Annotated in this window: 20 protein-coding genes; 14 read left to right on the top strand and 6 right to left on the bottom strand. The window is 63.0% G+C overall.

All coding sequences use genetic code 11. From position 1 onward, the window contains the following. The first annotated feature begins 40 nt into the window (after window positions 1–40). The 4 genes from KF691_01515 to KF691_01500 all read left to right on the top strand — a co-directional run bounded on the left by KF691_01515 (window position 41) and on the right by KF691_01500 (window position 5,100). A complete protein-coding gene (locus tag KF691_01515; protein MBX3388113.1) occupies window positions 41–1,690 on the top strand; it encodes a glycosyltransferase family 39 protein in 1,650 nt (549 codons plus the stop codon). Continuing rightward, window positions 1,687–2,391, top strand: coding sequence for a phosphatase PAP2 family protein (locus KF691_01510; protein MBX3388112.1), 705 nt, complete (start codon window positions 1,687–1,689; stop codon window positions 2,389–2,391). Before KF691_01515 ends, KF691_01510 begins: the two co-directional genes overlap by 4 nt. A 34-nt stretch (window positions 2,392–2,425) precedes the next feature. Then, the gene (locus KF691_01505; protein MBX3388111.1) at window positions 2,426–3,595 is read left to right on the top strand and encodes an LptF/LptG family permease; all 1,170 of its coding nucleotides are present in this window, start codon (window positions 2,426–2,428) and stop codon (window positions 3,593–3,595) included. Window positions 3,596–3,777: 182 nt separating this feature from the next. Further along, on the top strand, window positions 3,778–5,100 hold the full coding sequence (locus tag KF691_01500) for a glycoside hydrolase family 57 protein (protein ID MBX3388110.1): 1,323 nt from the start codon (window positions 3,778–3,780) through the stop codon (window positions 5,098–5,100). 53 nt (window positions 5,101–5,153) lie between these two features. Here the strand turns inward: KF691_01500 and KF691_01495 are convergent, their stop codons facing one another. From KF691_01495 to KF691_01470, 6 genes are all read right to left on the bottom strand, one after another. Continuing rightward, window positions 5,154–5,501: a hypothetical protein gene (locus KF691_01495; protein ID MBX3388109.1), complete on the bottom strand. Its 348-nt coding sequence runs from the start codon at window positions 5,499–5,501 to the stop codon at window positions 5,154–5,156. 26 nt (window positions 5,502–5,527) lie between these two features. Next, complete coding sequence (locus KF691_01490; protein MBX3388108.1) at window positions 5,528–5,716, bottom strand: DUF3309 domain-containing protein; 189 nt, start codon at window positions 5,714–5,716, stop codon at window positions 5,528–5,530. A 65-nt stretch (window positions 5,717–5,781) separates the two neighbouring features. After that, the gene (locus KF691_01485; GenBank protein MBX3388107.1) at window positions 5,782–5,991 is read right to left on the bottom strand and encodes a CsbD family protein; all 210 of its coding nucleotides are present in this window, start codon (window positions 5,989–5,991) and stop codon (window positions 5,782–5,784) included. Between the two features lie 79 nt (window positions 5,992–6,070). Further along, the gene (locus tag KF691_01480; GenBank protein ID MBX3388106.1) at window positions 6,071–6,268 is read right to left on the bottom strand and encodes a hypothetical protein; all 198 of its coding nucleotides are present in this window, start codon (window positions 6,266–6,268) and stop codon (window positions 6,071–6,073) included. A 38-nt stretch (window positions 6,269–6,306) separates the two neighbouring features. Then, a complete protein-coding gene (locus KF691_01475; protein ID MBX3388105.1) occupies window positions 6,307–6,486 on the bottom strand; it encodes a DUF1328 domain-containing protein in 180 nt (59 codons plus the stop codon). 63 nt (window positions 6,487–6,549) lie between these two features. Further along, a complete protein-coding gene (locus KF691_01470) occupies window positions 6,550–7,044 on the bottom strand; it encodes a ferritin-like domain-containing protein (protein MBX3388104.1) in 495 nt (164 codons plus the stop codon). A gap of 349 nt (window positions 7,045–7,393) precedes the next feature. Between KF691_01470 and KF691_01465 the strand changes: the two genes are divergently transcribed. The 10 genes from KF691_01465 to KF691_01420 all read left to right on the top strand — a co-directional run bounded on the left by KF691_01465 (window position 7,394) and on the right by KF691_01420 (window position 17,484). Next, window positions 7,394–8,713, top strand: a complete 1,320-nt coding sequence (locus tag KF691_01465; protein ID MBX3388103.1) for a PRC-barrel domain-containing protein — start codon at window positions 7,394–7,396, stop codon at window positions 8,711–8,713. A 221-nt stretch (window positions 8,714–8,934) separates the two neighbouring features. Beyond that, window positions 8,935–9,168, top strand: coding sequence for a hypothetical protein (locus KF691_01460; GenBank protein ID MBX3388102.1), 234 nt, complete (start codon window positions 8,935–8,937; stop codon window positions 9,166–9,168). Between the two features lie 28 nt (window positions 9,169–9,196). Beyond that, entirely contained in the window at window positions 9,197–9,712 is a 516-nt protein-coding gene (locus tag KF691_01455) for a hypothetical protein (GenBank protein ID MBX3388101.1), read from the top strand. A gap of 29 nt (window positions 9,713–9,741) precedes the next feature. Continuing rightward, window positions 9,742–10,158, top strand: a complete 417-nt coding sequence (locus KF691_01450; GenBank protein ID MBX3388100.1) for a hypothetical protein — start codon at window positions 9,742–9,744, stop codon at window positions 10,156–10,158. A gap of 13 nt (window positions 10,159–10,171) precedes the next feature. Continuing rightward, window positions 10,172–10,666: a hypothetical protein gene (locus KF691_01445; GenBank protein ID MBX3388099.1), complete on the top strand. Its 495-nt coding sequence runs from the start codon at window positions 10,172–10,174 to the stop codon at window positions 10,664–10,666. 98 nt (window positions 10,667–10,764) lie between these two features. Next, a complete protein-coding gene (locus tag KF691_01440; GenBank protein ID MBX3388098.1) occupies window positions 10,765–12,072 on the top strand; it encodes a hypothetical protein in 1,308 nt (435 codons plus the stop codon). A gap of 54 nt (window positions 12,073–12,126) precedes the next feature. Continuing rightward, entirely contained in the window at window positions 12,127–12,990 is an 864-nt protein-coding gene (locus tag KF691_01435; protein ID MBX3388097.1) for a hypothetical protein, read from the top strand. A 201-nt stretch (window positions 12,991–13,191) separates the two neighbouring features. Continuing rightward, entirely contained in the window at window positions 13,192–15,414 is a 2,223-nt protein-coding gene (locus KF691_01430; protein ID MBX3388096.1) for a tail fiber domain-containing protein, read from the top strand. Window positions 15,415–15,535: 121 nt separating this feature from the next. After that, on the top strand, window positions 15,536–16,039 hold the full coding sequence (locus KF691_01425) for a YajQ family cyclic di-GMP-binding protein (GenBank protein MBX3388095.1): 504 nt from the start codon (window positions 15,536–15,538) through the stop codon (window positions 16,037–16,039). A 263-nt stretch (window positions 16,040–16,302) separates the two neighbouring features. After that, window positions 16,303–17,484: an MFS transporter gene (locus tag KF691_01420; protein ID MBX3388094.1), complete on the top strand. Its 1,182-nt coding sequence runs from the start codon at window positions 16,303–16,305 to the stop codon at window positions 17,482–17,484. Window positions 17,485–17,502 lie beyond the last annotated feature (18 nt).

Genomic DNA, 17,502 nt, shown 5'->3' with positions numbered 1-17,502 from the left:
GCGGCATCCCGACCGGCGCGCCGCACATACCCTTTTTGCAATGAGCGATCCGCTTCCGGACGCCAAATTCGCTCCGTGGCGGCACTGCGTCTCACGCCAAGCATTGATTCTGGTTGCGCTCGTCACGCTCGCGCGCCTTGTCTACATCGCCTGGTTCTGCCCGTACAACCTCGTCGAAGACGAAGCCCAGTATTGGGTCTGGAGTCTGCGGCCCGACTGGTCTTATTACTCCAAAGGCCCCGGAATCGCGTGGTCGATCTGGATTTCGACTCACCTTTTGGGAGTCAGCGAATGGGGGGTTCGAGCGTTCGCCCCCATCTATGCGGCGTTCAGCGCGCTCGCGATCGCCGGTCTCAGCACGGACGTTGCACGCGACCGGCGCGCCTCGTTCGCGGGCGCGGCGCTCTTCTTTCTGATTCCGGCGTTCACGCTCAACAGCACGTTCCTGATGACGATCGACGGACCGATGGTCGCGTGCTGGGCCATCGCGTGCTGGGCCGGTTTTCGCGCGCTCTACCGAAACTCACGCAGCGCCTGGATCGTGCTCGGAGTCGCGATCGGCGCCGGTGTCGCATGCAAGTACACGATACTGCTGCTCGTGCCGAGCCTCCTCATCGCAGCGATGGTGGAACGCAAAAGGCTGAACGTGCCTCGCCGATTCCCGGTGCTGGCCCTTCTCTCGCTCGCGTGCATCGGCGCGGGCTTGCTGCCCATCGCCATCTGGAACCAGCAGAACGGCTGGCCCGCGATGGCGCATTTTCTTGGTCACGCCAAACTTCCCGGCGGCGACCGGCCCGCGACCGCAAAGGTTGACCCGTACACGCTCAAGTGGACCCTCGAGTTTCTCGGTATTCAGTTGGCAGCCGGGGGCCCGGCGCTCGTGCTCATGTGGCTCGGCTTCAAGTCGCTCCGCTCGGGCGATGCGCCGGCGCGTTCCTCCGCCACGTATCTCGCCGCGATGGGCTGCACGACATTCGTCTTCTATTTCTTCGCGACTTTCCTGACCAGCGTCGAAGCGAACTGGGCGATCGGCGGCTTTGTTTCGCTCAGCGCTCTCGGAGCGGTCGCTGTCGTTCGGGGCATGGATGACTGGCGCGTGCGAATGGAACGCTGGCGCGCCACGCCCCCCGCCGAGCGCACACGCGAAGGCGTTTTTCTGAAGCGCCCGGAGACGGCGTCGCAGATCGCATGGCATTTCACCCTCTTCTACGGGATTGCCGCCGCGATTCTCATCCTCAGGCTCGACCTGATCGCGCGAATTCCCGGCATCGAAGGCCGCGTCGCGTTGCACCGGTTGATGGGCGCGCCTCAGTTTGCCGACGCGCTCGGAAAACTGGAAAAGGAGCACACCGATCCGGTCGAGGGCCCGCTACTGCTGATTTCGTACCATTACGGCGTGGCGGCACAGCTCACCTTCTACCTGCCCGATCACCCCATGGTTTACGTCGCGGGCAGCCACCTCGGCTATCGGCGCACGCAGTGGGATCTGTGGCCAGACATGTCGCTCTCTCAGCCCGCGCTGCTCGGTAAGAACGCACTACTCATCGGCGCGAGCGCGCCGCAATGGGAGCCCGCCTTCCGCTCGCTCACCGATCTCGGCCACCAGCCCGCCGATCTCAGGCGCGATCGCTGGGTCTATTTCGGCCGCGGGTTTCTCGGGTTTGATCGATCCAAGGGGACGGGCTCATGACCGCATCGCGGCCCATCCGCCAGGACTATTTCTTTGACTCCGAAAGAAAGAGTCGCACCCGCGCGCGGATCGCCTTCGCCACGATCGCGCTCGCCGGGCTGCTGGTGACTTATTTCCTCGACACAGCTCTCTTTCACGCGTTGTATGTGGGGAAGGACCAGGACTGGATCGTCGAGTCAAAGGCCTGGTACCAGATCCTCCGCCAAACCGGCGACGTCCGGACGTGGCTCATCGTCGCGCTCGCGGTCTTTGCGCACGCATTCTGGCGCGCTTTCGGAGGCAATTCGCCGCGCATCCGCCTCGGCGGCATTCTCACCATCGCGCTCGCTCCGGTGTTCAGCGGCATCGCCGCGGAACTCTTGCGCGCCCTGCTCGGCCGCGAACGCCCGCTCTCCGAGACCGGCCAGTTCCAGGATCATGTCTGGCGCCCGTTCCTTTCCGGCATCTATCACGACAAGGTCTGGTTCGACATTTCGAATCTGGGCCTCCCCAGCAGCCACGCCGCCGTGGCGATGGCCGGCGCGATCGCGACCGCGCGCGCCTTCCCCGGCAGCGGCATCGTGCTCGTCCCGATCGCCGTCGGGTGTGGCATCACTCGCATGCTCTCGGGACGCCACTTTTCCAGCGACGTGTTTCTCGGGCTTGTCGTCGGGTGGGCCGTGAGTTCGATCGTTGCCGCGGCGTTCCGTCGCGTGCGCTGATTCCGGGCGCTCCAACAATGACGATCAAAGAGCCGTGAAGACCATCGACCGCTACATCGCCCGGCAGTACCTGATCAACATTGTTGCGCTCGTCGTCATTCTCTTCAGTTTCATTATCGCGATCGACCTGTCGCTCAATTTCGATAAGTTCATGGCGCTCGCCGCCAAGCGCGGCATGACGCCCGACGGCGATCCCTCCACCGCTCGCAAACTGCTTCTCACCATCTTCCTCGTCTTCGACTACTGGTGGCCCAAGCTCGTCCAGCTCTTCAACTACATGATCGGGCTTATCACCATCGGGGCGATGGGCTTCACCTGCTCGCAGCTCGTCCGCCACCGCGAGTTCGTCGCCGCGGTCGCCGGGGGAATCAGCCTACACCGACTGATGCGGCCGATTCTTCTGGTCGCCCTTCTCGTCACGGCGATCCAGGCGCTGAACTTCGAGTTCATCATCCCCAACATCGCCGACCTCATCCAGCGCGACCGCGAACAGGCCAGCCAGCGCAGCCTCGAGTCCCTGCCGGTGCGCCTCGTGCCCGACGGGCAGCGTCGCCTTTTCTACGCCCGCAGCTTCGAACCCGAGAGCAAGCAGATGCTCGACGTGCTCATCATCGAGCGTTCCGCGGCAGGACCCGCCTCCCGCAGCATCTCCGCTTCCAGGGCGGTCTGGCGCGACGGCGGCTGGGATCTGGAAAACGGGATCGCCGAATCCCGATCGAGCGAGTCCGCCCCGAAGGAAAAAGTCGGGCGGATCGAAACAGACCTCGATCCCACCGCGCTCAAGATCGCACGCTTCTCAGGCTACAGCCAGAGCCTCAGTTGGTCGCAGATTTCGGAAATGCTCGGCCGGCCGGACCTCCTCGCGCTCAACAACGACGATCCCGATCGCGACAAGGCGGGCGCCATGGACGTCCGAAACCAGCGCATCGCCGAACTCGAGCGCATCCGCTACGGCCGCGTCGCCATCATGGTCTGCAACATCCTGGCGCTGCTCGCCGTCATGCCTTTCTTCCTGCGGCGCGAGCCCACCAGCATGATCATGGAGTCGATCAAGGCCGCGCCGCTGGCCGTCGGAGGCGTCATGGGGGGTGTGCTCGGCGCTTCGGCGGCAATCCCCGGCCTTCCGGCGCAGGTCGGCGTATTCGTCCCTGCGCTCGTGCTCCTGCCCATCGCGATCGCCGCCGTCAGCAGCGTGCGAACCTAGCGGAAGTGGCAAAGTGACAAACGGACACGCGGAGCGCCGTCGCGAAGGCAGCGCAAAATCGCCGACGGTTCTGGCGCTGAGGGCGCTCAACCCATCGGGCCAAACTCGCGGAATCGGACCCGGCTTGTTCCTCTCTCGCTTTGGCCGTTTGCCCCTCCGCCCCTTCCTTAGAATGCCCGCCCATGACCGCCGTTGTCATCTACTTCCAGGTCCATCAGCCTTACCGGCTGCGCCGCTACAGCGTCTTTGATTCCGATCCTTTCTACTTTGATGACAGCAAGAACGCGGAGATCTGCCGCAAGGTCGCCTCGAAGTGCTACCTGCCCGCGACACGCCTCGTCCTCGATCTGGTCCGGCGCCACCAGGGCAAGTTCCGCGTGGCGTACTCGATCAGCGGCACGGCGCTCGAGCAGTTCGAGTCGTTCGCGCCCGAAGTGCTCGATCTCTTCCGGGAGCTCGCGCGGACCGGCTGCGTCGAATTTCTCACCGAGACATATCACCACTCGCTCGCGTTCAACTACACGCCGGACGAGTTTCGTGCGCAGGTCGAACTGCACAGCGACCGGATCAAGTCTCTCTTCGGGCAGGTGCCCACCGTCTTCCGCAACACCGAACTCATCTACTCCAACGCGCTCGCCCGTGAGGTCTCGCTGATGACCGATGATTCGGGCGCTCGACGCTTCTACGGCGCGCTCGCCGAAGGAACCGATCGGAACCTCGGATACCGCAAGCCGACCTGCGTCTTCAAGCCGCCGAAATCTCAGGGGCACGACCTGATCGGCCGCGACAACCGCCCCTTCGGCCTCCTTCTCAAGAACTACCGCCTCAGCGACGACATCGCCTTCCGCTTCAGCAACCGCGGATGGTCCGAGTGGCCCCTCACCCCGGACAAATTCGCCGCCTGGATCGGCGATCTCGACGCACCCGATCCGGAGGTGAAGAGCGCGAAGCAGAGCGAGAATCTCTGCAACCTGTTCCTCGATTACGAGACATTCGGCGAACATCAGTGGGCCGACACCGGAATCTTCCAGTTTCTCGATGCGCTGCCCGAAAAGGTGATGTCGGCCGCGGGCGCGAAGAACCGGTTCATCACGCCAACCGAGGCGCTCAAAGAGTTCGCGCCGCTCGCCGAGTACGACGTGCCCGACTTCATCTCTTGGGCCGATTCCGAGCGCGATCTCTCCGCCTGGCGCGGCAACGCCATGCAGTGCAACGCCCTTGAGGAGATCTTCCGTCTCGAGAAGGAGATCAAGGACAAGTGCTCCAAGTGTCAGAGCGACCTCAAGGCGGGCGACCCGGCCTCGTCACGCCGGGCCGAGATCGCCACGAGATTGCTCGATGACTGGCGCAAGCTGACCACGAGCGATCATTTTTACTACATGTGCACGAAGTACTTCGCCGACGGCGACGTGCACAAGTACTTCAATCCGTACGACTCACCCTACGACTCGTACATCAATTTCATGAACGCGCTGGACAATGTGCGGACGCGCGCGGTGCAGTAGGTGCGACACAAAGCGCTTCGCAGCGGGGCTCGCAACGGCATGTCCTGTTCCGCCTAGCGCTGATGCGGGTGGACGCGCCGCTCCGCGATTTCGTGGGCGATCTTTTCTTCCTGTCCGCGCATCAAGCCCGCCCCCCACACCGGCACCGTCAGCGCGATATACCCGACCAGGAGGATGCTCGCAAGCCCTCCCGCCGTCGGCCCGAGCGTCACGATGAGCAGCGCAACTCCGAGAAGCGACCCCACCACCGCGATGAGGGTCGCTCGCTTCCAGTTGATGCGCGTGCTCGCCATCTCCGGCGGTCGCCCGTCCGGCGAGATCACGGTCATCACTTTCTGCTGCTCGATCTCGACTTCCAAATCCGGAACCAACTTGTTGTCGTTCGGCTGCTCAGACATCATGGCAACCTCCCGTTGTTCGCTCGGGATCAGATCTTCCTGATGTTGCCGCCGCGCGGGCCGGCGAATGCAACAAGGAGGACCACGATCACGAGCAGTAGCCCGACGCCTCCGCTCGGGTAGTAGCCCCATCCGGAGCTGTACGGCCACGCGGGCAAAAGTCCGATCAGAAGCAAGACGAGAAGGACGACCAAGAGAATTTGAATGGGTCCACTCATGTCGAGTTCCTGCTGCCGCAGCGAGGCCGCAGCGGATATGTCCTACGCATCACGAAAAGGAATGGTTATGTCGCTGAATCGATTTTCTCCGCCCAGTCGTCAACTTCCTGCCTGGCCTGATCGACGGTCTTGCCGTAGATCTGCTGCAACTTTCCTTCGAGCTGCTCGCGCTTTCCCTTGATGACCTGGAGATCCTGGTCCGTGAGTCGGCCCCACCGCTCGCGAACCTTTCCTTTGTACTCCATCCAGTTGCCTTCGATTCGATCCCAATTCATAAATGAATCTCCTTGGTGTAGAACAAGGGTGTTCAACAGGTCTGCTCGAACTCGGCGCCGGGCTTTTCCCGACGACCGTTCAATGCGATGATTTGGAAGAGCGGCGCGAGGGCCTGGCCTTGCGCCCTTTCGCGCCGCCGTCCTGCTTGTTCACGGTCGACCAGGCGATGCGCTCCGCGCGCTTTCTCGAAGAGCCGCGTTTCTTGTACGACTCTTCGATGTGGCGCGCTTTGCGCTTTTGCCTGGTCGAATACGCGGATTTGTCGCCTTGTGGCATCTGCGATGTCTCCTTTCAACCGCGGGCGCTTTCCGCAGTCAGGGGATTTGCGGGCTGCGGCCGCGGGCGAGGCCCACGATGAGCGACAAAACGAAGAGCACAAGAAACACGAAGAACAAGATCTGCGCGATGGATGCCGCGCCGGCGGCAAGGCCGCCGAAACCAAGCAACGCGGCGATCAAGGCGATGACGAGAAACGTGGCTGCCCAATAAAGCATGATCAACACTCCTTCGCGGGTACTTCGCCTTCCAGTACGGGGTCAGCACCCGGTATGGTCCATTTACGCGGTCGGGGCCTCCTCGAACAGGCTGCTCTGGCAGACTTCGGTCAAGAGCTTGTCGGCTCCCTTTTCTTCGCCGAGTGTTCTTTCAAGGAGCGACGCAACCTCGTCGTTTCCGATGCGCTGCGCGAGGGCGAGAGCCGTGCCGTATGCCGCGATCTCGTAGTGCTCGACGCGCTGCGCCGCGGCGACGAGCCCGACATCATGCACGGCCTCCTCGCCTTTTTCTTCGAGCGCTTCCTTGCCTTCCTCGATGAGTCCTTTCATCGCCTTGCAGGTTTTGCCGACGGCCTTTCCTCCGAGCAACTCGGCGGCGCGCCGGAGGCGATCCACGTGATCGTGCGTCTGATCGAGGTGATCGGAGAAGAGCTGCTTGAGGTCCGAGTTCTGCGCACCCTTGATCATCCTCGGGAGCGCCGTCACGAGCTGGGTTTCCGCGCTGTGCAGATCGCGGATCTGATCGAGGAGGAGATCGGAAAGCGAGTTGAGCTTCATGGTGTTTCTCTCCGTGGTTTCGAGAATCCAGACCGACTGATTCCGTCCCGGATTTCGCACCCGACCCGCCGGGTGCGCGCCCCCATGCCCTTCGAACAGCGACCGGCGCAATAGCGCCGACGTCACTCTTTATGCGGTTTGAACATGGCGGTTCAGTGAGCCGAAAGTGAATTCACACTCAGGGGAGCGAAAGAAACGCTCGGGACGCAAATCTTCGGAGCGGTGAATCGATTCTTAAGGCAGAATCACCGTCTGCTCGCGGCGCGTACGCACCATAGGAATCGTTCGCGGGTCTTCGGGATCTCGCGTTGAGACGGTCGCGCGAACGGAACACAAGGAGTTTCAGGGCATGAATACGAACACCCGCAGACTGACAGCGTGTGTCTTGGCGTCGGTGGTTGGCGGCTGCTTCTCCGTCGCCGCGCAGCCCGCGCAGGAGCCATCGAAACAGGACCAGAACCGGCAGCAGGATCCCAACAGGCAGATGCCGCCGCGGCACGCGAATTCCGGCGATATGCGCACGCCCTCGTACAACTACGCCTCGCGCACTTATGCGTCAGCGGACAAGCTGCGCGGCTCGAGCATCGAGAATGCGGCGAAGAAGGACGTCGGCAGCGTGAGCGATCTGATCATCGACCGCGGCTCCGGCGCGGTGACGTACGTCGTCGTGAACGCCGGCGGCTTCCTCGGGATCGGCACGAAGAAAGTCGTTGTTCCGTTCACCTCTTTCGGCTGGAACGCGGCCGACAAGCAGCTCACGCTCGAAGCGACGAGCGATCAAGTGAAGAGCTGGCCGGAATACAAGGAAGAAACCTGGCAAGGAACCGCGGAGAGCCTGTCGAATCGTCTGAGCCGCGATTACTACCGCACGCCGAAGAACTACTACCCCTCGTCATCCACTTCCGATGAGTCGGTCGTCAAGGGCAAGGTGACCAAAGTCGACCGGCGCGAGGCACCGGGGACGAACACGGAAGAGATGATCGTGACCGTGCGCAGGCCTGATGGAACCGACGAGTCTGTGATCGTCGCCCCGACATACTACATGTCGGGGAACACCAATCCTGTCTATCGCGATGCGCCGGTCGAGATGCGCGTGACCCGCGTGGAGCGCGACGGGCATCCGGTCCTGGTCGCACGCTCGTTCCAGGTGAACGCCTCGGATGTGCCTCTGTACGACAAGTCCGGCAAGGCGCATTGGTGGGAATTTGACAAGGCGGACAAGAACCGGACAATCGGCTATCCGTTCCTGCTGAACTCCGATATCGACGGCAAGCAGATCTACGCTCGCGGCGAACAGTGTGGCAAGGTGAACGACTTGATCGTTGAAACCGGCACGGGCCGCATCGCGTTCCTGTCGATCGATCCAGATCAGAACATTCTCGGAATCGGCGACACAAAGCGGCTGGTCCCCTGGGGCGTCGCGATGGTCATCACCGAGGACTCCGTCATGCTCGACGCGACCAAGTCGATGATCACAAGTTCACCCGAAACGCCGTCCGACCTGAGTTCGATCAGCGGTGACAACAGGTATCAAACCATCTACCAGACCTACGGGATTTCAGAGCCGTACTACTACGACACCAACTGGAACAATTCGTCGCGGCGCATGGACCGCGACATGAATAAGCGTGATCGCGACCTCCGCGACACGCAGCCGAAGCCCAAGTAGTTCTCGTTTCCACGTCCCCGCGAGGTCCGTCCCCGGCATCGCGGGGTTTTCAGCGGCCGCCCGGTGCACGATTCGCGGCCTATTGCCCGGCGGCCGTCTTTGATTTTCTTCGCGCAGGGTGCGAACGCCCAGTCGGGTCTTCGCACCCATTTTTTTCCTGTGATTCACCAACTCCCGCTTCCCTGAGCGCCGATCGGCCGGCTCGGGTGCAACAATCGGTCATGGATCCACAGGGTGGCAAATCGCTCTCCCGTTCGCTCGGAGAGTTCTTCGGCGCTATCTGGAAAGGGGTGCGGGAGCCGGTCGGACCATCCGGCACGACGCCGCCGACCGAGAAGCGAGTCGTGCGCCAAGAGACCAGCGAGCAGGTGCGCGAAACTGTGACGGGAAACGTGGTAGTGCGACGGACCGTCATCGAGGAGTTGGAGATTCCGGCGAAGCCGCCAAAAAAGTGATACAACGTCGAGAACGAAAGGGGACTTCATGAAACCGGATTCGATCCGATATTCGATGATCTTCGGCGCCGCGCTCGCGAGCGCGATTCTTGTGCTTTGCGGCTGCGCGACGGGTTCGGGTGACGGGGGCGCGGGCGATGGCGTGGGCCCCATGGGCGGAGGCTTCGGGGATGACTCGAGCGGCTGGGGCGAATCGGGAGCGGAAGTCGCGGTGGCGAACGAGAGCACCGGATACCTCAAGATCGAGCCGTATGTTTCCAATGAAGCCGGAGAGCTGCTCTTCCCGCTCCCCGACTTCTTCCTCGTCCGGCCGGGGCAGTCCGCCAGCCGTTTCGTGCGACTTTCGCGCCAAACGCAGGATGAAGCGATCGAGGGTGCGCGATACGTCGCGGTCACCGTCACTTCGGTCGGCGGACGCGAGGGCTACTACGGAACTTGGATCGCCACGAACCAGGGAGGTGGGTTCAACCTGCAGGCCCGCGACGGCGAGGACGGATACGTGCATCTCTATTACGGCAACGGGAACGAAGTCGGCGGCAACTGACCGGGACGCTCGGCGCGGAGCATTGCACGATGAGGACATTGGTTCTTTCTGCGCTCGTGAGCGCCGGGGCGGCGGTGGCATCGTGCGCGACGAAACCCCCGGACCCGGGTGCGGGAATGACGGGCGCGTTCTCCTTGCGGAACGACAGCGCCTCGATCCTGTATGTTCAGCCATTTGCGGCCCCAAAGGGCGGAGGCCCGCGCGAACCGATTGGGAGTGAGTTCTCGATCGCGCCCCGGAGCAATGCGTCGCGCGAACTCGGCGCGCCCGACAAATCGATCTGGCTCACGATCCGCGCGAGCAGGCAGGCTCGGAAGTATCTGAGCGGCGAGTGGGTCGTTGCCGAGCGTGCCGGCGGCTTCCATCTGTACGCGTTCACGGATGACACCGATACAGTGCGGCTCAATTGGCATGATCGCGGCGGCGAAGAGATTCTCATGCAGTAGACGGAGTCTTGCGGTGAAACTTGCGTGCATCGGACTGGGCTTGATCACTGCCGCGCTGGTCGGTTGCGCCGGAGTCGGTACGAGCTCGAATGAATTGATCGTGACAAACGATTCGCCGAGCGCGGTCGAAGCGCTGGTATGGGCGGGTGATGCGCTGCCGCCCGATCCGGAAACTCCGGTGAAGAAAGATCAGGCAATCGCCAAGCAAATCGACTCCGGCGGCACGTGGCGGCTCGATCTTCCGGCGCGATCGGGCGAGACCCTGTCGGCGAGCAGCGTAATCGCGACGGTCGCTGTTCGGGCGCAGGATGAAGACCTGGGGCAATCGCGGTGGATCAACATAGAAGGCCCACGCCCGTGGATGATCCGCGTCTTCGGCGAAGCGCCGAACCTGAGAGTTGCGCGGGTTCTCCAGCAGGACGACACCGGGCGAATGCAAAGAACGGTCGGGGTTCGTCCGCCGCCGGTCGGCTCGACGGGCGGGCTTGGTTCGGGTCCGCAGAGATAGCGGGGGTCGCCGGCGTGTGACTCGGGGAGTCCGGCACGCCTCCAAATCGAGATTGTGCGGTTCTTGTATTCGTGAGATAATCGGCACGGAGGCTTGCCATGCGCGGGAAATGCTTGATCGCGGCGTTCATGTTGATTTCTCAAGGCACTCTCGGCGCGGACACTCCCGCGACGTCGTCGTTTACGTATCAGGGAGTGCTGAAGGTGTCGGGCGCGCCGGCGAGCGGGATGTACGACCTGCAATTCTCGCTCTGGGATGCGCCGGTCGGCGGAGTGCAGATCGGCTCGACGGTGACCAAGGCGGGGGTGACCGTGCTTGCGGGCCAGTTCACCACGTCGATCGACTTTGGCTCGCAGTATCCGAGCGCCAAGCGATACCTGCAGATCGCGGCGAGCCCGGCTGGCGCGAACACGTACAGCTTGATTGTGCCGCGCCAGGAGTTGACGGCGACGCCGCTTGCTTCGGGCCTTGTGTTGCCGTGGACGGCGACGACCACCGCCGCGACCGGGATCACGCTGACTGCGCAGCTCGCGCCGCTCTGGGGAACAGCGACGAACGGATTTGGAATCGGCGTCTACGGACAGAACACCAGCAGCGCGTCGGGCGCGATCGGTGTGAAAGGGAGTTGCAACGCGGGGCTGGGGGTTTACGGCGAGGGGGGCGCGTACGGCGGGCGGTTTTCGGCGCTTGCCAGCAACGCAACGGGTGTGTGGGGCCAGGGCGGTACGGAAGGGATCGGCGTCGGCGGAACAGGGATGACGGCGGTGCGGGGCGACTCTTCGTTCGGAGGGACGGGAAGCTACGGCGTCTACGGACTGTCGCATTCGACGAACGGAACGGGTGTCTATGGCGAGGCGAGCGCGGGAAGCGTGGCGTACGGAATCTGGGGCCGATCGACCTCCGGGTATGCGGGCTATTTCGGCGGGAACGTAAGCATCGCGGGCACGCTGACCAAGTCCGGCGGGTCTTTCCGCATCGATCACCCGCTCGACCCCGAACACAAGTACCTGTCGCACTCGTTTGTCGAGTCGCCGGACATGATGAACATCTACAACGGCAACATCGTGACCGATGAGCGCGGGTACGCGACCGTGCGAATGCCCGACTGGTTTGATGCGCTCAACCGCGAATTCCGGTATCAGCTCACGGTGCTCGACAGCCTCGACAGCGACGAGTTTGTGCAGGCCAAGGTCGTGCGCGAGATGCGGGAGGGCTGCTTCTCGATCCGTACCAGCCGCGGCAGCACGGCGGTGTCGTGGCAAGTGACCGGTATTCGGAGGGATGCGTGGGCCGAAGCGCACCGCATCCAAGTGGAGCAATGGAAGGAAGGAGCGGAGGCGGGTCGGTATCTGCACCCGGAGCTGTTTGGGGCTCCGGCGAGCCGCGCGATGGACGCGAAGCGGTGAGCATCGGACCCGTGGTTGCGGGGCGTGGTAACTTTTTTGGGTGGAGGGTTCAACATGGAGAATCTGAGAGCGGTGGCGAGCGCGGGCATTGCGGCTTTGGCGACGTCGTGGTCTGTGGCGGCGGAGCAGCACATCGTGCTGCCGGCGGCGTTTGCAAGCACCGAGGGCGCGATCAGCAACACGATCCCGATCGCGTCGGGGCTCGGGACGTTCCAAGTGATGTATTCGGCCGGCGAAATGTCCGGCGTGCCGGTAAACAGCCGCATCACCGGGTTCCAGCTGAGGCAGGACAACTTGTCCGGGCTCTTGCCGTGGCCGCGAAAGGACATCACAATCGCGGACTACCGGGTGTTCATGGGGCAGAGCCTCCGAACGCCGGCGACATTCAGCAATACGTTCGCTGAAAACATTGTCGGCAAGCAGCTCGTGAAGTCCCCGTCGCTCGCGCTGGCGAAGGACTTGTATCCGGGAGGCACGTTCAACGGTCCACCCCGAGCTTGGGGCGCGGTCATTCTGCTTGATTCGCAGCACATCTACAAAGGCGGACCGCTGGTGATCGAGATCAGGACCACGGGCGCCGGCAGCGATGGCGGCACGGCGTGCGATGCGACGACGAACAGCGCCGCGGCGGCCGGGGGCGGGAACGCGACCAGCCCCGAGGCCACGGGATCCAATGGCGGGAGCGTTGCGATCATCCGGCTGACGTATCTGCCGCCCGGATGTCCGGCGGATCTGAATCAGGATGGATTCGTGGACGACGCGGACTTTCCGGTTTTCGTGAACGCGTACAACATTCTCGACTGCGCGGATCCGTCGATGCCGGCGGGATGCCCGGCGGACTTGAACGCGGACAGTCTTGTTGACGACGCGGACTTTGTTGAATTCGTCGTGGCGTATAACGAATTGGTCTGCCCGTGATGGGAAGCAAAAAGAAGAGACAAGAGACGGAGCGAGGGAGAGACCAAGACACCTAAAAGGGCCCGATCGCGTTGCGGGGAGTAGTCGGTGGACTCATTGCGCATCACGGCGCGGAGGGAACCAAGCAAAATATTTGGACAACCAATCGGGCTGTGCTAATCTGAAGCAACCGTTGTTCTGATTGCGCGAGGAGATTTCGCAATGAAGATTCTGATGCGTGTTGCGGCGTTTGCGTTATGCCCGACGTTGTTGTTTGCCGGGCCGACGGCCGTGCCGTACACGCCAAAGGGGGGGCCTTCGCCGTTCGAAGATCGCGCGGCGCCGAGCAAGTACAACCTGAACGACGGACCGGTGACCACGGCGTGGACCGCGGGCAGCGGATCCGAAATCATCGGCGTGCACGCCTTTCAGGCCGTCGGCTCAATCGACGTGCTCGCGAACATCTCGTGCAAATGGGGAAAAGCAACGAACGGTGCGACTGCGCGGATCTTCGTCTGGCAGGACGACGGATCGGGCGACATTAACAAAGCACGGTTGCTCCACGAGCAGAACGTGACGATCCAGAACGCGCAGCTGGATATCCGGAACGTGTACAAGTTGAGCAAGGGTGTGCCGGTGACCGGCCGGTTCTACATCGGCTGCTCCACGGTGTGCGGCCCGACGGACTCCCCCATCGCGGCGTTGAATATGTCGCAGCCTGCAGGGAGCGTGTTTCTCGGCGTGGCGTCCCCGCCATTCAATGCACAGAACATTTCGAGCGGAAGTCCGGGGAGTGTCTCGTCGACCTACACCCTTACGCTGCGTGCGGAGGGCGTGAACAGCGGATTCACGTATCAGGGCAAGCTCGCGCAAGCGGGCGTGAACTACAGCGGCACGGCGGACCTGCGGTTTGAAGTCTTCGACAGCGCGACGGGCGGCAGTTCGCTCGGTCCGGCGCAGGAGATCGACAACGTCGCCGTCGCGGCGGGCGTGTTCACGGTGCAGGTGCCGCAGGCGCTCTCGACATTTTCAAATGTCGCGGGCAACTTGTGGGTCGAGGTGAGCGCAACGACCCCGTCTGGCAACGCGGCCGGCTGGGCGACGATCTCCCCCCGCACGCCGATCGCGCCGGTGCCGATGGCGAACACAGCGCTGGTTGCAAGCAAAGCGCTGAACGTGGACTGGATGGAGTTGGTTGGGAATCCCTGGAAGGCGGTGACCGGCGGCGTCAGCACGGCGGGCGCCCTAGCCGTCGGCACACTCTCTCCGGGCTCGCCATTTCATGTCTTCTCCAACAACGCCACGAACACGGCGCTGATCGATTCGTCGCACACCGTCGGAACGTGGCTCCATCTGCGCAATCAATCAACATCGGGCCGCGATTGGTCGCTCGTCAGCACAGGTCCGGCGAATTCGGAGGGTCCTGGCCGGCTGCTGTTCTTCGACGGCAACGCGCCGCTGGTCCGGATGCTGATCGACCCGGCGGGCAGCGTCGGAATCGGGACGATCGGCCCCGCCGCGCGGCTGCACGTGGACGGCGGGCCGCTCTTCAGCCAGATGGTGGTCAGCGCGAACGACGCGAACGGAGTCTGGCTGAACCTGAACAATTACTCGTCCAACGGTCACTACTGGTCGTTGGTCTCGGCGGGAGCCAACAACGGCGAAGGGGCCGGCTCGCTGCTTTTTCGGGATACAACTGTTCCCGCGACGCGGATGATCCTGACTTCGGCCGGCAGGGTGGGCATCAACACAATCACGCCGGAGCAAACGCTGAGCGTGAATGGCGCGGTGCAGATTCTCAATTCCAATCTGCTCGCGTTCGGCACCGTCGGCAACACGCTGGGCACGGCGGAGAACACCGACATGATCGCGTTCCAGCGGGTCAATTTGACTTCGGGCGGGACCAACTCCACCGAACTGCGGTTGATCATCGGAGACGACAATTCCTCGGGAGCGAGCGCCGACTATTTCACAATCGGGACAATCCCGGGCGCGATTTGGAACCCGACGTTTGGGTTCCGCTCCGATGGCCTAGCGAGCAAGCCCGGCGGCGGCTCGTGGGCGGCGATCTCCGACCCGCGCGCCAAGCACGACATGGTGCCATTGAAGGGAACGCTCGACCGGCTGCTGAAACTGCGGGGCTACGAGTACTTCTACAACGACGACATCGTGAAGAGCGGGAAGGGATTGCCCGGCGTGCAGATCGGGCTGATGGCCGACGAGGTGGAGCGGGTATTCCCCGATTGGGTCACGCGCGACGCGAACGGTCTTCGGGCGGTGAGCGAGCGAGCGACGACGGCGCTGATGGTGGAAGCCCTGCGCGACCTGCGGGCGGAAAAGGACGCACAGATCGGGGCGCAGCGTGAAGAAATCGCGAGCCTAAGAGCAAAGAACGCGGAGCTGGAGGCGAGGTTGCGGGCGATTGAAGAAAAGCTCGCCAAGTAAGGCCGCATGAAATGGGCTGTATGCGGGGGCGAATGCTTGCCGGCGAGCGTGCGCCCCGCGGGGGCCGATGGCCGCTTCGGCGCTCACGTTCATACGATCGCCCCTTCTGAAAGGGGTTTTCATGCCGTCGCTGGACATCGTCTCGAAACTCAACTTTGCCGAACTCGACAACGCGATCAACAACGCCAAGAAGGCGGTGATGGCGCGGTTCGACTTTCGGGGCTCGCACACCGAGATCGAGGTCGTCAAAGAAGGCGACAAGAAGGAACAGTCGATCAAGCTGACGGCCGATGACGAGAGCAAGATGAAGGGCCTGCGCGAGATGTTCGAATCCGCGTGCATGAAGCGGGGGATCTTGCCGCGGTCGTTTGAATTCGGCGAGGTGGAGCCGGCGCTCGCGGGGAAGGTGAAGTGCACCGGCAAGATCCGGAACGGCATCCCGCAGGACAAGGCGAAGGAGATGGTGAAGCAGATCAAGGACACGAAGTTGAAGGTGCAGGCGTCGATCCAGGGCGATGAGATCCGCCTGAGCGGCAAGCAGATCGACGACCTTCAGAGCATCATGGCGATGCTGCAGAAGTCGGTGGACCTGCCGCTGCAGTTTGTGAATATGAAGAGGGACTGAGGCGGAAGCCGCCTCAACGTGACGCGTGCACGACCAAGATGGCGGCTCGCTGAAACCCCCATCCCGCCCCCACCGTCCTCGCTCGCGGACTCGCTCGGACACCTCCCCCGTTGGCAACGAGGGAGGACCACAGCAGAGGCACAAAGAACGGATATGACGAGCAGACTTGCGGCCTGCGTTTGCGCAACCGCGCAGCGAAAATCTGCTACCTTCGGCGCGTGCTGAGTTCTCGTCAGACTGAGACTTCGGGTCCCTTGCCGGCCGTGTCCACGCGCGATGCATCGCTCGCGGTGGGCGCGGGGTTTCTCGGGTGGACGCTCGACGCGTTCGATTTTTTTCTGGTGGTGATCGCGCTGCCGCGAATCGCGAAGGATTTGAACGTCGAAGAGAGCGCGATCGCGTTCTCGCTCACGCTGACGCTGATGTTCCGGCCGGTGGGCGCGCTGATCTTCGGGCTGCTGGCCGACCGGTACGGGCGGCGCATCCCGATGATGGCGAACCTGGTGTTCTTCTCGATCGTCGAGGTGGCGACGGCGTTCTCGCCGAATCTGATCACGTTCCTGGTGCTCCGCGCGCTCTTCGGGATCGGCATGGGGGGCGAATGGGGAGTCGGCGCTTCGCTCGTGATGGAGAAGGCGGGCGCGCGATGGCGCGGGCTGATCAGCGGGATTCTGCAGGAGGGGTACGCGTTCGGGTTCCTCCTCGCGGCGGTCGCGGCGTACTTCATGCTTGATTCGTTTGGATGGCGCCCGATGTTCTTGCTCGGCGGTGCGCCGGCGCTGCTCGCGATTTTCATCCGGTTCTTCGTCAAGGAATCCGAAGTCTGGCACCGGACGAAGGCGGAAGGGTGGGGCCACCTGTTCGCCTCGATCGCGGCGCACTGGAAACTGCTGCTCTTTCTCACGCTGCTGATGGCGATGATGAATTTCTCGTCGCACGGGACTCAGGACATGTTCCCGACGTTCATGAAGTCGTTCCGCGGCATGGACCCGAAGGACTATTCGACGGTCGTGATGGTCGCGATGTGCGGCGCCATTTTCGGCGGCGCGATCTTCGGCTTTGCCTCGGATCACTTCGGGCGAAGGCGGATGATGACGGTGGCGTTTGTCGGGGCGCTGTTGTGTGTGCCGCTGTGGGCGTTCTCGTCCGACTACTACTGGATCATGGGCGGCGCGTTCTGCATGCAGTTCATGGTGCAGGGCGCGTGGGGGATCATCCCGGCGCACATCAACGAGCTTTCGCCCGATCGGGGGCGCGGCTTTTTGCCGGGGTTCGCGTATCAGTGCGGGAACATGATCGCGGCGAGCATCGCGTGGGTGCAGTCGCTGCTCGCAAAGGACTGGCCGTACCCGCAGGTGATGGCAGTAAGCGTTTCGACTATTTTCGTCGGCGCGATCGTGGTGACCCTGCTCGGGCCGGAGCGGCGCGGCGTGAAGTTCGGGTGATTGGGCGAATACCCTTCG

Source organism: Phycisphaeraceae bacterium (genome assembly GCA_019636555.1).
Classification (GTDB): Bacteria; Planctomycetota; Phycisphaerae; order Phycisphaerales; family UBA1924; genus JAFEBO01.
The sequence above is the reverse complement of the archived record's forward strand: the minus strand, read 5'-3'. Positions and strand labels throughout refer to the sequence as shown.

Bases quoted from the DNA above. Each gene is read 5' to 3' on its own strand.
- KF691_01515 (MBX3388113.1), top strand. From the start codon at position 41: ATGAGCGATCCGCTTCCGGACGCCAAATTCGCTCCGTGGCGGCACTGC.
- KF691_01510 (MBX3388112.1), top strand. From the start codon at position 1,687: ATGACCGCATCGCGGCCCATCCGCCAGGACTATTTCTTTGACTCCGAA.
- KF691_01500 (MBX3388110.1), top strand. From the start codon at position 3,778: ATGACCGCCGTTGTCATCTACTTCCAGGTCCATCAGCCTTACCGGCTG.
- KF691_01495 (MBX3388109.1), bottom strand. From the start codon at position 5,501: ATGATGTCTGAGCAGCCGAACGACAACAAGTTGGTTCCGGATTTGGAA.
- KF691_01490 (MBX3388108.1), bottom strand. From the start codon at position 5,716: ATGAGTGGACCCATTCAAATTCTCTTGGTCGTCCTTCTCGTCTTGCTT.
- KF691_01485 (MBX3388107.1), bottom strand. From the start codon at position 5,991: ATGAATTGGGATCGAATCGAAGGCAACTGGATGGAGTACAAAGGAAAG.
- KF691_01480 (MBX3388106.1), bottom strand. From the start codon at position 6,268: ATGCCACAAGGCGACAAATCCGCGTATTCGACCAGGCAAAAGCGCAAA.
- KF691_01475 (MBX3388105.1), bottom strand. From the start codon at position 6,486: ATGCTTTATTGGGCAGCCACGTTTCTCGTCATCGCCTTGATCGCCGCG.
- KF691_01470 (MBX3388104.1), bottom strand. From the start codon at position 7,044: ATGAAGCTCAACTCGCTTTCCGATCTCCTCCTCGATCAGATCCGCGAT.
- KF691_01465 (MBX3388103.1), top strand. From the start codon at position 7,394: ATGAATACGAACACCCGCAGACTGACAGCGTGTGTCTTGGCGTCGGTG.
- KF691_01460 (MBX3388102.1), top strand. From the start codon at position 8,935: ATGGATCCACAGGGTGGCAAATCGCTCTCCCGTTCGCTCGGAGAGTTC.
- KF691_01455 (MBX3388101.1), top strand. From the start codon at position 9,197: ATGAAACCGGATTCGATCCGATATTCGATGATCTTCGGCGCCGCGCTC.
- KF691_01450 (MBX3388100.1), top strand. From the start codon at position 9,742: ATGAGGACATTGGTTCTTTCTGCGCTCGTGAGCGCCGGGGCGGCGGTG.
- KF691_01440 (MBX3388098.1), top strand. From the start codon at position 10,765: ATGCGCGGGAAATGCTTGATCGCGGCGTTCATGTTGATTTCTCAAGGC.
- KF691_01435 (MBX3388097.1), top strand. From the start codon at position 12,127: ATGGAGAATCTGAGAGCGGTGGCGAGCGCGGGCATTGCGGCTTTGGCG.
- KF691_01430 (MBX3388096.1), top strand. From the start codon at position 13,192: ATGAAGATTCTGATGCGTGTTGCGGCGTTTGCGTTATGCCCGACGTTG.
- KF691_01425 (MBX3388095.1), top strand. From the start codon at position 15,536: ATGCCGTCGCTGGACATCGTCTCGAAACTCAACTTTGCCGAACTCGAC.